The organism is Thermoflavifilum thermophilum (genome assembly GCF_900116565.1).
Lineage (GTDB): Bacteria > Bacteroidota > Bacteroidia > Chitinophagales > Chitinophagaceae > Thermoflavifilum > Thermoflavifilum thermophilum.
This window is the reverse complement of the sequence record NZ_FPCJ01000001.1, coordinates 72,523-87,292: the sequence shown is the minus strand read 5'-3', so window position 1 is coordinate 87,292 and position 14,770 is coordinate 72,523. Positions and strand designations below refer to the sequence as shown.

At 44.2% G+C, this 14,770-nt stretch carries 9 protein-coding genes; 7 read left to right on the top strand and 2 right to left on the bottom strand.

Annotated features, from left to right (window positions below):
* The first annotated feature begins 18 nt into the window (after positions 1–18).
* The 7 genes from BM367_RS00340 to BM367_RS00310 all read left to right on the top strand — a co-directional run bounded on the left by BM367_RS00340 (position 19) and on the right by BM367_RS00310 (position 12,663).
* A complete protein-coding gene (locus tag BM367_RS00340; protein ID WP_092456119.1) occupies positions 19–3,276 on the top strand; it encodes a SusC/RagA family TonB-linked outer membrane protein in 3,258 nt (1,085 codons plus the stop codon).
* A 17-nt stretch (positions 3,277–3,293) separates the two neighbouring features.
* Entirely contained in the window at positions 3,294–4,985 is a 1,692-nt protein-coding gene (locus BM367_RS00335; RefSeq protein ID WP_092456116.1) for a RagB/SusD family nutrient uptake outer membrane protein, read from the top strand.
* A 205-nt stretch (positions 4,986–5,190) separates the two neighbouring features.
* Positions 5,191–6,516, top strand: a complete 1,326-nt coding sequence (locus BM367_RS00330; protein ID WP_092456113.1) for a Gfo/Idh/MocA family protein — start codon at positions 5,191–5,193, stop codon at positions 6,514–6,516.
* A gap of 37 nt (positions 6,517–6,553) precedes the next feature.
* Positions 6,554–7,918: a 3-keto-disaccharide hydrolase gene (locus BM367_RS00325; protein WP_092456110.1), complete on the top strand. Its 1,365-nt coding sequence runs from the start codon at positions 6,554–6,556 to the stop codon at positions 7,916–7,918.
* A gap of 24 nt (positions 7,919–7,942) precedes the next feature.
* Positions 7,943–9,271, top strand: coding sequence for a Gfo/Idh/MocA family protein (locus BM367_RS00320; protein ID WP_092456106.1), 1,329 nt, complete (start codon positions 7,943–7,945; stop codon positions 9,269–9,271).
* Positions 9,272–9,424: 153 nt separating this feature from the next.
* A complete protein-coding gene (locus tag BM367_RS00315) occupies positions 9,425–11,407 on the top strand; it encodes a heparinase II/III domain-containing protein (RefSeq protein ID WP_177224044.1) in 1,983 nt (660 codons plus the stop codon).
* Between the two features lie 5 nt (positions 11,408–11,412).
* A complete protein-coding gene (locus BM367_RS00310) occupies positions 11,413–12,663 on the top strand; it encodes a DUF2264 domain-containing protein (RefSeq protein WP_092456100.1) in 1,251 nt (416 codons plus the stop codon).
* 26 nt (positions 12,664–12,689) lie between these two features.
* Here BM367_RS00310 and BM367_RS00305 read toward each other — a convergent pair whose 3' ends face one another.
* Both BM367_RS00305 and BM367_RS00300 read right to left on the bottom strand, forming a co-directional pair.
* The gene (locus tag BM367_RS00305) at positions 12,690–13,136 is read right to left on the bottom strand and encodes a DinB family protein (protein ID WP_092456097.1); all 447 of its coding nucleotides are present in this window, start codon (positions 13,134–13,136) and stop codon (positions 12,690–12,692) included.
* A 9-nt stretch (positions 13,137–13,145) separates the two neighbouring features.
* Positions 13,146–14,675, bottom strand: coding sequence for a magnesium chelatase ATPase subunit I (locus tag BM367_RS00300; protein ID WP_092460833.1), 1,530 nt, complete (start codon positions 14,673–14,675; stop codon positions 13,146–13,148).
* Positions 14,676–14,770: the final 95 nt, after the last annotated feature.

Sequence of the window (14,770 nt, the reverse complement as noted above, 5' to 3'; positions counted from 1 at the left end):
AATAAACAACACTAAGGTATGAAAAGTTATGCATACTATCAGCTTTTATTTTCCAAACCATGGAAAAAAATTTCTCTTATCATGCGAATAACGACGGTGTTGATGCTGATTTTCTTCCTTCAAGTATCTGCGAGAAGCTATTCGCAAAATGAACGCACATTCAGTTTTAATTTTAATTCGATAAGGCTGGGGAAGGCATTGAGCCTTATTGAAAAGCAGAGTCAGTATCGCTTTCTGTACAATAACAAGGTGGTAGAAGCCAACCATCACGTAAATCTTCAAGTAAAAGATGCTTCGATTGATGAAGTATTGCATCAAATTATTCCTGAGGGATTAACATTTCAGATTTTGCCGAATCATGTGGTAGTCATTTTGCCTGCCGGTGAACAGGTACAGGTGATTCGGATCACAGGGGTGGTGCGCGATAGTGCAGGCCGTCCATTGGCTGGTGTAACAGTGAAAATTAAAGACACCAATACAGGTACGGTAACCGATGCTGAAGGACGATTCAGCATTGAAGTACCGGATCAGCAAGCCGTGTTGGTGTTTACCTATGTAGGATACCAGACGCAGGAAGTGCCCGTAAGTCAATACGCCACCGGTCAGGAATTAGCCGTTACCCTGCATCCAATGGCCAGCGCATTGAATGAATTGGTGGTGGTAGGTTATGGGACGCAAAGGAGGAGCGATATAACGAATGCGGTAACTACTATTGAGAGTAAAGATTTTTTAAAAGGGGCATATAATTCTCCGCTCCAATTGATTGAGGGGGAAATTCCCGGAGTGGTTGTCTCCAATGTTGCCACAGCTGATCCGAACCAATCAGCCAGTGTACAAATTCGAGGTGCTGCATCTATTTCAGCGGGAAATGGTCCTTTGATTGTTATTGATGGCATTCCAGGAGGGGATCTAAGAACTATTTCTTATCAGGATATAGCTTCTATATCAGTATTACGTGATGCGGCTGCTTCTGCAATATATGGATCGAGAGGGGCCAATGGTGTGATACTGATTCAAACTAAAAAAGGTCAGGCAGGCCCTGTAACCGTAAATTATGATGGATACATAGACCATGATGGGATTGCGGCTAAACCGGAAATCCTGTCTGCGGAAGAATTCCTGGCTCATAATCGTGATGCAGATTATGGTGCAAGAACGGATTGGTATAATGCATTGATTCGAAAAAATAATATTGGGCAGAACCATTATGTTTCCGTAGCAGGTGGATCAGAAAATTCAGTATTCAGGATATCGGGAAATTATTTAACCAAGCAGGCTATTGATATTGCCTCATTTAGGAAGGAATATGGAATTACGGGAAGCTTTCAGCAAAAAGCAATGGACGATCTCTTAGAGTTCAATGAGAATATTTTTTACAGGATTACGCAAGAAGAATATACAAATTATGATGCCTTCAAAATGGCGGTGAAATTGAATCCTACATTGCCCATTATGGATCCGAATAATCCATCAGAATATAACACGCTTTATGGATATGACACTTACAATCCTGTGCAGGATCTAAAGACGAGAGAAAATGGTGCTGATCACACGTATTCTGCAGTTGATCTGAGAATAAAATTTAATATCCTTCCAAATTTAAATACTGAAGTAAGTCTCTCCAGACAAGGGCATGACAGGCTGGGTAGGTTTTATTCCAATTCTCATTCTGCTGAATCCATTCAAAATGATCGGACCGGGAGGGCAGATTTAAGCGATGAGAAGTGGACAGATTATACTTTTGAGTGGCTAGGTAATTATAATCTACACGTTCGTAAACATGATTTACAGCTGTTGGGAGGCTATTCCTATCAGGAATTCAATGATCAGGGATTCTCTGCCGAGAATATGGATTTCCCATCAGATGCGTTTAGCTATAATAATCTTGGAGCTGGCAGCTGGAACTTAGAAGAGGGTAGGCTAGGAATGTCTTCTTGGAAAAGTAAGGAAAAGACCATAGCTTTTCTGGCAAGAGCTAACTATAATTTTAACAACACCTACTATTTATCTGGGTCTTTACGCCGTGAAGGAAATACTAAATTTGGCCCTAATAACAAATGGGGTAACTTTCCCTCTCTATCGGCAGCCTGGCGTTTATCAAGACTTTCGTTTTTACGGGATATCAGGCAAATTAATGATTTGAAGATCAGACTTTCCTATGGTGTAACCGGAAGATCAGGATTTCCACGATACACAGCATTAGCCAGATATACTGGCTATGGCATGTACCCCAATGAAAATGGAGAATGGATCAGGGTATATGGCCCAGCTAATAACTACAATCCGAATTTGAAATGGGAGAAAGCTATATCCTATGATTTGGGTATAGATGCCTTATTGTTTAATCAGCGAGTGAATTTAAGTATTGATGGATTTATCAGGGAAAGTAAGGATCTGCTTTCAAACTATGACGTTCCTGTTGGCACCTATGTGTGGGATCAAATGTTTGTCAATGTAGGAACTACTGTTTCAAAGGGCATTGAATTATTGGCAAACGTAAATGTAGTAAACAAAGAAAATTTTCAATATTCGGCTAATATAAGTGCATCTTATACCAGAGCAAATCTGAAATCCTGGTCAAACCAGCAATTTCACCTCCAATATCAGGATTTGGCTTTCTTACCCTCTCCTGGTAACCCTGGGTATGCTTATAGGCTGGAAGAGGGAACGGAAATTGGAAGCTTTTATGGATATAGATATGCGGGTGTGGATGAAAATGGAAACATTTTGGTTTGGAAAAATGGTGTCAAGGGTTCTGAGAAAATAAAAGCAACGGGAGAAGCTAATGCTGATCGGGATAGGACCTATATCGGACACGGGTTTCCCAGATATGAATTGGGTTTTGGGAATAACATCAATTACAAAAGGTTCAACCTCTTCTTATTTTTCCACGGAAGATTTGATTATCAGATTCTCAATTTATATCAGATGTATTTCGGTTTACAGGCAGAACCTAATGTAAATCTGCTGAAGGATGCTTACACAAGAAATGGCCAAATAAAGTCTGGTAAAGTGATCTGTGATTATTTTCTTGAAAATGGTAATTATCTTAAACTGGCAAATTTAAGTTTAAGTTATTCCCCCAAAATTAATCTTCCTCATGTCAATAGTATCCGCATTTATGGTACGATAAGGAATCTGTTCACACTTACAAAATATACCGGACTTGATCCAGAATCTGTGAATGTGACAGGATTAACTCCGGGTTATGGAGATTTGGATGTATATCCTACTACCAGAACATTTACGCTTGGAGTAAATCTAATTCTCAAGTAATTAAAATCATTTAGACTATGAAAAAGGTAATTTTTTTTATAATTGTTTGTATCCTTACACAAACTTTCTCCTCCTGTACCAAGCTCGATGAGCAACCATTTGATGTTTTAGCATCTTCCAATTATTATCAAGACAAAAAAAGTCTTATTGCGGCTATTTTAAGACCTTATGAGCATGCCCAGTGGTGTGGTTGGGATGGAGACAGATGGCTTATTTCGGAGTTGACATCCGATCAATTTGTTTGGACTCAGAAGGGGAAACACGGTTATGATGGTGGTGACTGGATGCGTCTTCATTATCATCAGTGGACGCCAGATGATAGCCACATATATGGTGGATGGGCTGGTCCGTATGAAGGAATAGCACAGTGCAATATTTTGTTACAAGATATTAATAAGTTAGATTACACAAAATTTGGACTAACAGATCAAGATAAAAAACGCAACATTGCTGAGATACGTGTATTAAGAGCTTGGTTCTATTTGTTTTTACTTGATTATTTCAGAAAAGTTCCTATCATCACTCAGCCCGGTGAATTAAAACCTGCTTCTACAGCGCAGGAGCTTTCAGATTTTATTGAGAAAGAATTAAAAGAATCTATCCCTGATTTGCCTAAGAATGCATCGGTAGGTAGATGGGACCAAGGAGGAGCAGCGGCTTTACTGGTAAGGTTATACTTAAATGCTGAAACATGGACTGGACAACCTAAGTATAATGAATGTGCACAGGTTGCACAGGATATTATTAATGGCAAATATGGTTCTTATCAGATTGATCCGGATTACCGTGGACCTTTCAGGTCTGGAATCAATGGTTATCGTTCTCCTGAAAACATATTTGAATTTCCCCATGCAAAAAACATCTATGAATTTGGTTGGATGTATAATTCTATGATGCATTATCAAGCAAGATATTCACTGGACAATAATTATGGAGCGTGGAACGGCATTCATTTACAACCTTCACTTGATCTCAACGGAAATATTTATCAATTTAGTTCTCATCTAGGTACCCCCTATGAAAAGTTTTCTGATGATGATTATAGAAAACAACCATTTCATACTACGGGAAAAGGAGTGCAATATGAAGGATTCTTTTTGATTGGTCCACAGTATTATTTCGATTATTCGAAAGGTTATGGATTTGATTCCACAAAACCAGTATTAGGTACTGAAGAATACAATGGAAAGCCTTTAATTTATGTTGATCAAGTTGGCAGATTTTCCGAGAAACCAAATGGGAGATGGAATGAAGGATCACATGTAGCCACCGGTGAAGAAAACTCGGGAGTAAGGTTAATTAAATTTCCTTGGTTGCCCATGTCTGAAAATTTATTTATGTACAATTCAGCTCCAGAAATTCGATTAGCCGAAATATATTTTGCATTGGCAGAATGTAAATATCGGGCTGGTGATAAGCTGGGAGCGGCAGCTCTTTTAGATGCTGTTTGCAAACGGAACTTCCCTGATAGCAGCTGGCCAAACCATAGTTATGTACTTCACCCTGATATGCTTACTGATGATGAATTTGTCGATGCACTTGGCAGGGAATTTATAGGAGAACGACATCGACGTACAGACCTAATAAGATGGCATAGGTTTGGATTATCCTGGTGGGATAAAGATCCAGATGGGCAGGATAAATCAGTATTTCCCATTCCTTCGCGAGCGCTGAATACAAATCCCCTTTTGAAACCTAATGGATATTAATCGATTGAAACTCTAGTGATTGGTTTATGGGTAATTTTTAATTACTATTCTTAGGAGTATTAATCAAATGCCGTGATTCTTCACGGCATTTTTTATAAATATCTGATTTTGAACCTATAATCTAATTTACGGAAACGTTTCCGTAGATTTTTAAAATAACCTTGCTGGATTGTATTATTTTTATTTTCAACGTAAACCTTTCTTTATGCATCGGAGAACATTTATTCAGCAAAGCATGATGTCAGTGGCGGCAGTTTCGCTTCCCCATTTCATCGGGTTAAAGTCTTTTCCTTCAAGAAAAATCAGAATAGCCGTTATCGGTACAAATGGACGAGGGCTCGCCCATATCAGTGCCTTATCGCATATCCCGGATGTAGAAATTGCCTATATCTGCGATGTAGAAGAACATGCTTTAGCAAAAGGGGTGAACCTTGCCGAAAAACGAACAGGTAAACGACCGCAGGCCATCAAAGATTTTCGCAGCATTCTCGATGATAAAGAACTGGATGCCGTGACCATTGCTACACCCGATCACTGGCATGCGCTGGCCACCATACTGGCCTGTCAGGCCGGCAAGCATGTGTATGTGGAAAAACCATGCGGACATAACCCTGCTGAAGGAGAACTGATGGCGCAGGCTGCGAGAAAATATAATCGCCTTGTGCAAATGGGCAATCAGCGCCGATCCTGGCCCAATATCACAGAAGCCGTTCAGCTCATTCACGAAGGCATAATTGGAAAAGTGTATTTTGGTGAAGGTTGGTATGCCAACAACCGCACTTCCATTGGCTTCGGCAAAAAGGCTGCTGTTCCCACAACGCTCGACTGGGAATTGTGGCAGGGCCCGGCACCGCGTGAAGATTATCGGGATAACGTCGTTCCCTATAACTGGCACTGGTTCTGGAACTGGGGTACAGGTGAAATTTGCAACAACGGCACCCATGAAATTGATTGCATGCGCTGGATGTTGCAGGTGAATTATCCCACAAAAGTTACTTCGGCAGGGGGGCGATATGCTTATCATGACGACTGGCAATGTACGGATACGCAAACTGTGAGTTATGAATTTCCGGAAGGCAAAGCCATTACATGGACGGGCCGAAGTTGCAATCCTTATGAAATAGAAGGTGGAGGAAGAGGTTTCAGAATTTATGGAGAAGCAGGCACGTTGGTGAATAATGGAGGAGATCATTATCGCATTTACGATAAAAACAATAAGCTGATTCGCGAAAGCACTCCCAAATTGGAGCAAGCAAATACAGATGTGATTAATCCGATGGGGCCCGGAGAAGCACTGGATGCCGTGCATTTTCAGAATTTCATCGATGCCATTCGCGAGGGTGTGCCTTTGCATGCACCTATTGAAGACGCACATATCAGCGTATTGCTTTGTCATCTCGGAAATATTGCCCAACGCACCCAATCCACTTTAATTTGTGATCCTTCCCGGCAGGGCCGCATTCAAAACCATGCAGAAGCTATGGCCTTATGGTCAAGATCCTATCAACCTGGTTGGGAACCCAGGGTTTAATCATGCAAAAAATTTCACATCCAAAATCTGATGAGATATGAGAAAGATAACATGTATCCTTTTTTGGCTCTTAACTGTGCAATATGGCATGGCCCAGTCTGGTTCATCCACCGGCAGCCGCATTGCTTTGTTCAATGGAAAAAACTTAGCGGGCTGGCACCAGCTTGGCGGACAGGCTAAATACGAGGTAATTAACGGTATGATTGTAGGTACAGCCGTGCCTCATTCGGCCAATTCATTTTTGGTTACCGATCAGCTCTATGATGATTTTATTCTGGATATAGATGTAAAAGTAGATACGGGATTGAATTCAGGTATTCAAATAAGAAGTGAAAGCAATCCAGAATACCAGAATGGTCGCGTACATGGCTATCAGGCAGAAGTAGATCCCTCGCCCAGAGTGTGGAGCGGCGGTATTTATGATGAAGGCAGAAGAGGATGGTTGTATCCATTGGATTTAAATCCCGATGGCAAAAAAGCTTTTAAAAATGGACAATGGAATCATTATCATATTGAGTGCATCGGCAACAACATCCGCGTATGGGTAAACAATATTCCCACGGCCAATCTGGTAGATGATATGACGCATAAGGGATTTATTGGTTTGCAGGTACATGCAGTTGATGAAAAACATGCCGGAGAAAAAGTATATTTCAAGAATATTTACATTCAAACACGTAATTTGCATCCACGACCTTATGATCATATTTTTGTTGTGAATCTGATTCCAAACAATTTATCACCACAAGAAATACAAAATGGTGTAAAGCTGCTCTGGGATGGGAAAACCACACAAGGATGGCGCGGCATTAATCTGCAACATTTTCCCGATCATGGTTGGAAAATACAAAATGGCGTATTAACCGTTTTGCCATCCAACGGACAGGAGGAGGGCGGTGGAGGTGATATTATCACTGATCAAGAGTATGGTGCGTTTGATTTGCAGTTTCAATTTAAGCTCACTCCAGGTGCCAACAGCGGCGTAAAATATTTTGTGAAGGAATTTTATGATACCCACGGTAAATCGGGCATTGGACTGGAATATCAATTGCTGGATGATGAGCGCCATCCCGATGCTAAATTGGGTGTAAATGGTAATCGCACATTATCATCATTATATGATCTGATTCCCAGAAGAAACATTCCGGCAGCGTTTAAACCCGTGGGTGAATGGAACTGGGGGCGCATTGTGGTGTATCCGGATGGGCGTGTGCAACATTGGCTAAATGGATATTTGATGCTGGAATATCATCGAGGTGATGATGCTTTTAAACAATTGGTGTATATGAGCAAATATAAAAACTGGCAAAATTTCGGATTATGGCCTGAAGGACACATTCTTTTGCAGGATCATGGCAATGAAGTATCTTTCAGAAGCATCAAGATTCAGGTATTGAAATAATATTCTGATCAACAAATCATTGTTATGCATAAAATTTATTCCAGACGTTCGTTTGTGAAATCGGGTGCACAAATCATTGCAGGTGCTTATCTGGGAAGTGTTTTACCACTTGATTTGCTGGCTGAAAAGAAAAGAAAAATCAATCCGTCCGATCAGTTTCGTGTTGCTGCCATAGGCATCAATGGCATGGGCTGGGCCGATTTGCAATCCATGCTTAAACATCCGAATGTACAGGTGGTAGCGTTGTGCGATGTAGATGAAAATGTGTTGAATCGTCGCAAATCCGAACTGCAAAAGGCCCATTTAGCTGCCGATACCTATGTGGATTATGAACGGGTACTCGATCGCAAAGATATTGACGCAGTCATCATTGGTACTCCTGATCACTGGCATTGTAAAATCATGGTTGATGCCTGCTCTGCCGGCAAGCACGTATATTGTGAAAAACCCATTGGGCGTACAATAGCTGAATGCAGGGTAATGGTGGCTGCTCAACAACGATATGGGCAAGTAGTACAGGTAGGCCAATGGCAGCGCAGCATGCAGCATTTCCAGGATGCTGTGAACTATGTACAATCGGGTAAGTTAGGCAAAATCAGATTGGTTAAAGCCTGGAATTATGGTGGATCGCCGGTGCCTGTACAACCCGATGCAGCCACTCCTGCGGGCGTGCATTATGAAAAATGGTTGGGACCCGCACCTGAGCGGCCTTTTAACCCCAATCGTTTTCATTACAACTTTCGCTGGTTTTATGATTATGCGGGGGGACTGATGACTGACTGGGGTGTGCATTTGATTGATTATGCCTTGCTGGCCATGCAAGCTGCTTATCCTAAACGCATCACAGCTATGGGTGGCAAATATGGATTTCCCCACGATGCAGAAGAATGGCCAGACACCCTGACGGCTGTATTTGATTTTGATGATTTTGCTGTTCAGTGGGAACATGCACGGGGCCTGGGTTTAGGCCCCTTCGAGCGCAGTCATGGCATTGCCTATATTGGTGAAAATGGTACGTTGGTACTTGATCGTGGAGGATGGGAAGTGATTCCGGAAAAAGCAAATAATCAATACAAAACAGAACCTGTAGATCGACAAAAAGCAGTGGATAATGGATTAGATAAACACACCTACAATTTTGTGGAAGCTGCCATGGCCCACCGACCTGATTGGGCGCATGCTCCCGTTACAGCTGGAACACAGGTGGCAGAGATATGCCACATGGGAAATATTGCCTGGCTGTGTGGTGAGGTATTGCATTGGGATCGCCAATCCGGTCAATTTCAGGAACAGCAAGCTAATGCATGGATCACACCCACCTATCATCACGGCATTGCTTTTCCTCAGGTATGATTGGGGATCGATCAAATCTATTTTCATTGCTCGATATCGGGATTTTATCAAGCACAAACAACAACTTTTCTGTTTTTTGTTTCATGTTCACGTGTTAACTAAATGCGAGTAGGTAGAATAGTCTTAATGGGTTATTGGATATTATGCCTGTTCATGCAAAATGGTGCAAGAGCCCAAAACGGCTGGCAGCCACTTGAGCAATCATATTCCCTTTCAGATGTACAACATGCGATTCAATCAACAGCTCATTGGCATCCCTATCCCAATGTAGCCGATACTGCAGGCTTGTACCGTATTCCGGTTGCTATCCGGCAGGCCTACATACATGCAGCCGAAAAGTTCTTACCTGCATCGTGGGATTCTTTGCCCGCTTCGTTGTTTCTGGAATTCAGTGAAAATGGGAATCGTTCGCATTATGAAGCCATATCATTTCACCGTCGTGAACAATTGGCTACGCTGGTATTAGCCGAATTATTCGAACGAAAGAAGCGTTTCATAAACGATATCGTCAACGGCATCTGGGCCATTTGTGAAGAATCGTTCTGGGGAGTGCCGGCACATATGTATTTGCAGGGTAATCCACATGAGTTGCCTGACGTGGCACATCCGGTGATTGACTTGTTTGCCGCGGAAACCGCTCAGGAATTGGCATGGACATATTACCTGTTAAAACCCGAGCTGGATGCGGTGAGTCCGCTCATTGCCCAACGCATCCAATATGAAACCGTACGCAGGATTTTTATTCCCTACATGCAACATGACGATTGGGGCTATTTAGGTTTTCGATGGCGAGCACATCCGCAAACAACCGAACGGGTTAACAACTGGAATCCGTGGATCAACTCCAACGTACTGGCAGCTGCACTTTTGCTGGCTCCCGATTCATTGCGGATGCGGGTGATTTATAAAACCATGCAGAGTATCGACAATTTTGTAATGCCCTATCCGGCTGATGGGGGAAGCGATGAAGGGCCTGAATACTGGGATCGGGCAGCAGGGGCATTGTTAGACTACCTGGAGTTATTAAGCAGTGCGTCGAACGGGAAATTACATGCATGGCATCAACCTTTTTTGCACAACATGGGCCGATACATTTGCAAGATGTATATCTCTTATCCCTATTTCGTAAACTATGGAGATGCCGATGCGAAGTATCATCCGGATCCTGCATTGGTGTATCGCTTTGGTAAATATACGGGCGACAGCCTGCTGATGCAGTTTGGGGCTTATCTGGCCGGCAAAGAACATTTTGGAGAAACGTTGTTGCCCTACCGTTTTGGTGTACTGAACCGGGCTTTATTCGCCCTGACCATCTTACCCGAGTTAAGCTCTATTCCACCGCGGGAACCCTTATTCCGGGATGTGTGGCTTCCTGATTTGCAGATCATGGTGGCTCGTTCAGATTCAGGATCTGTGCATAGTTTTTATCTGGCAGCACAGGCCGGCAATAATGGTAAAAGCCATAATCACAATGACGTGGGTAATTTTATTGTGTATGTCGATGGACATCCTGTACTGGTGGATGCCGGCGCGCAAACCTATACGGCTGCTACCTTCAGCTCACAACGATATCAAATCTGGAATAATCAATCGTCTTATCACAATCTCCCGGAAATCAATGGCGTAATGCAGCAAGCCGGAAAACAATTTCGGGTAACCGATGTACATTATTTTGCAGACGCCCAGCAGGCCCGCTTAAGTATGGATATTGCACATGCTTATCCTGATTCGGCGGGAATTGACCGGTGGAGGCGAACAGTTGCCTTGATCCGGAATCAGTGCGTCAAATTAACCGATGCTTACCGCTTGCGGTACTGGAAGGCACCCATGATAGAAAATTTTCTTACGCCCCTTCGGCCTGTAGTCGCTTCCGACGGCAGGGTATATTTGCAAGACACCGTGCATAAACAAAGCTTTGTGTTAGAGACGAGCAGTCGTGAGTTTCGACCCGTTGTGGATACCATCCGGATTCAGGATGGAGATGCAGTGCAATTGCCTTCCGGAAAAATCACGCGCAATGGACGCATGTATCACATCTGGGGCGACCATCTGTACCGCGTTCGTTTTATCCAGCAGGGAAAACAAATGCAAGGACAAGTTGTGTTTCTGATAACCAGACTTGAATCCAAACGTTAACCAGGATGAACAGGCGTTCGTTTCTTCATTCGGTATCGATTGCCGGGCTTTCGGCTGTGTGGCCCGATCTTCGGGTGCCCCCATCGTCTCAGGCGGGATGGCAGGTCATTTCAGCCGATCGCATGTATTGGGCGCAATTGCTGTACCGCATCGCCTATCCGGTGTTGTATCATCTCAGTCAAGGTCAACTGAAAGCCTCCATGCCGGTGGAAGTCAATCCTATCTTTCATAATCAGCAGGATCGTGCTCGCTATTCACATCTTGAAGCCGTGGGGCGCACCCTTTCGGGCATTGCACCCTGGCTGGCTGTGGATGGATTGCGGGGCGAAGAAGCCCAATGGCGCGATACCCTGAAAGCCTATGCCCTTGAAGGTCTCACCCACATTGTCGATCCGGCTTCACCTGACTATTTAAACTTTAATCGGGGTGGACAGCCTCTGGTGGATGGTGCATTTTTGTGTCTGGGATTTCTAAGAGCCTGGCATGCGCTCTGGGAGCCACTGGATGGGGTTACCAAAAAACGATTGATTGAAGCCATGATTTTCCAGCGCGCGATTCGTCCGCCGCAATCCAACTGGCTCTTGTTTGCTTCCCTGAACGAAGTATTTCTGATGCAGGCCGGTGAAAAGCCCGATGAACAACGATTGTGGGAGGGTGTGCATGCATTTGAAAAATGGTATCTCGGCGATGGCTGGTATGGCGACGGCCCTCAGCTGCATTTCGATTATTACAACGCCTATGTGATTCATCCGTTTTTGTTTCAAATCTATCGTGTGTTGTTACAGGCTGGCCTGGTAAGTGAAAGCCAATATCAGCAGGTGGTAAAACGCATGCAACGCTACGCGGAGGAGCAGGAGCGGCTGATCTCACCCGAGGGCACTTATCCACCGATTGGAAGATCGATTGTCTATCGCATAGGTGCCCTTCAGGTGCTGGCAGATGCGGCTCTTCAACACCTGTTGCCTGAAAGCCTTACGCCTGCTCAGGTGCGCAGTGCCCTCACCGCTGTGATGAGACGCCAGTTTGAAGCCCAGGGTACTTTTGATGCTAAGGGCTGGCTGCAGATTGGCTTTTGTGGTCATCAACCGGAGGCAGCCAACAGCTATATTTCCACCGGCAGCCTGTATCTGTGCACCAACGGCTTTCTCCCGCTGGGCCTGCCGCCCGATGATCCGTTCTGGACAGAACCGGCGGCCGACTGGACGGCTAAAAAGGCGTGGAGTGGTATTTCTTTTCAGCCGGATCATGCCTTCTGAGTGCGGTTATTCTCGCTATCTGATTTTTATCTCCGCTTGTACAAAATATAGTCGCTCACCAGTGGCTCAATTCCGCTTCTCCTAAATTCCATCGCGATTTGCCCACGATGATAGGTGGCATGATTGATGACATGAAACAAAATATCCTGTACGGTATTCTCAAATGCATCTCCTTTTGTAGTCTGATAAGCAATGACCTCATGCAAATTGCGCGCTTCGAGGATCTGGAGGGTCAGCTGAAAATTCTCATTCTCAATGGCTGCATATGCTTGCGGATCATGGAGTTCCCAGATTTGAAACATGGGCTTTTCTCCCATGATTCTGTGATTCCAAACATGATGCGCATTCAGGATATGATTCCAGATTTCCACAGCGCGTGGTGAAACCCGGTCTGCGTATGTATGAAAAGCCCCTATCAACTGCTGATGGCAATCATGCGTATAAACGAATAATTCCTGAAGAAATGATTTCATGCATGGTGTTTAATAATCTTCATCCTTATCTTCCTCTTCCTCGTCTTCATCCTGATCGTTGTCCAGGTTGAAGTTCATGATATTTCCCAGCAGGTCGCTAAATTGAATGGTAGTCTCCACCTGCTTTTTACTGATCAGTGAATAAGCGGCCAGTCCATACAGCAGAAATTCCATCAGCAGCAGCACTTCCCGGCCCTGCGCACGGGGATAATATTTTTTAGCAACATCCCGAAGACCATGCACTGCGTTCAGTTGTTGTTCCCACATCTTGTCGGTTGCATCCGGATTCAGTTGCACACGATTGCCTTTATCAAACCATTGCGTGATGATCTTGTAGGGGTTTTCTTCGTTGGGTTGTTTTTTCTTTTTAAAAGTTTCCGGATTGGGGAAATATTGCACGAACTGACTGCGGATGGCCTTATCTAACAGATGATAAGCCACCTGTACAGGGCCTTCCTGTTCACCTTCATACACCAGTTCAATTTTTCCGGTAATGGAAGGAATAATACCCAGCAAATCCGTTACACGTGCCTGTGTATTTTTTTCGTTGTTCAGGATGCAACGCCGTTCGGCTGTGCTGATCAGGTTTTCATAAGCCGATATGGTTAGCCGGGCCGATACGCCGCTTTTCTGATCCACATATTCACTGCTGCGCGCTTCAAAAGCCACCTGTTCAATAAGACGTTTGATCAGATCAGGTACTTCTACCATAGTGGCCTGTTCGGGCAATACTTGTGCTTCCTGTTCAGTAATCTGCATGGCCACTTCAATGGTTCTGGGATAATGGGTAATGATCTGGCTTTCGATGCGATCTTTCAATGGCGTAACGATGCTACCGCGATTGGTATAATCTTCCGGATTGGCGGTAAATACGAACAAAATATCGAGTGGTAGGCGCAGCTTGAATCCCCGGATCTGAATATCCCCTTCCTGCAGGATATTGAACAATGCCACCTGAATACGGGCCTGCAGGTCGGGCAATTCATTGATCACAAAAATGCCGCGGTTGGAGCGTGGGATGATACCGAAGTGAATAGCTCGCTCATCGGCAAAGCTCAATCGCAGATTGGCCGCCTTGATGGGGTCAATATCGCCAATCAGGTCGGCCACCGATACATCGGGTGTAGCCAGTTTTTCGCCATACCGTTCGCTGCGATGGACCCACTCAATGGGTGTGTCGTCGCCTTTTTCCTGGACCAGCGTGCGGGCATAATGGGAGAGCGGATGAAAGGGATCGTCGTTGATTTCGGAGCCGGCCACAATGGGCATGTATTCATCCAGCAAATCGACCATTTGCCGGGCCATGCGCGTTTTGGCCTGCCCGCGCAACCCAAGAAACAAAATGTTATGCCGGGAAAGCAAAGCCCGCTCTGTATCCGGTATCACGGTATCTTCGTATCCAATGATGCCGGGGAATGGATTTTCTTTTTTCTTCAGCTTGCAGATGAGATTGGCTCGAATTTCATCTTTTACCGATCTGGATTGATAACCTGATTCTTTTAGTTCACCTAAGGTTTTGGGAAAAGCATCCATGCGCATATCCTCTGTTTTCTGATTTTCTGAAATAATCCGCATACCATGAGCAGTCGTACACCATCTTTGCAACATTCCGATAATGAAAACGGATGATGGAT

Bases quoted from the DNA above. Each gene is read 5' to 3' on its own strand.
- BM367_RS00325 (WP_092456110.1), top strand. From the start codon at position 6,554: ATGAGAAAGATAACATGTATCCTTTTTTGGCTCTTAACTGTGCAATAT.
- BM367_RS00310 (WP_092456100.1), top strand. From the start codon at position 11,413: ATGAACAGGCGTTCGTTTCTTCATTCGGTATCGATTGCCGGGCTTTCG.
- BM367_RS00315 (WP_177224044.1), top strand. From the start codon at position 9,425: ATGCAAAATGGTGCAAGAGCCCAAAACGGCTGGCAGCCACTTGAGCAA.
- BM367_RS00340 (WP_092456119.1), top strand. From the start codon at position 19: ATGAAAAGTTATGCATACTATCAGCTTTTATTTTCCAAACCATGGAAA.
- BM367_RS00330 (WP_092456113.1), top strand. From the start codon at position 5,191: ATGCATCGGAGAACATTTATTCAGCAAAGCATGATGTCAGTGGCGGCA.
- BM367_RS00300 (WP_092460833.1), bottom strand. From the start codon at position 14,675: ATGCGCATGGATGCTTTTCCCAAAACCTTAGGTGAACTAAAAGAATCA.
- BM367_RS00320 (WP_092456106.1), top strand. From the start codon at position 7,943: ATGCATAAAATTTATTCCAGACGTTCGTTTGTGAAATCGGGTGCACAA.
- BM367_RS00335 (WP_092456116.1), top strand. From the start codon at position 3,294: ATGAAAAAGGTAATTTTTTTTATAATTGTTTGTATCCTTACACAAACT.
- BM367_RS00305 (WP_092456097.1), bottom strand. From the start codon at position 13,136: ATGAAATCATTTCTTCAGGAATTATTCGTTTATACGCATGATTGCCAT.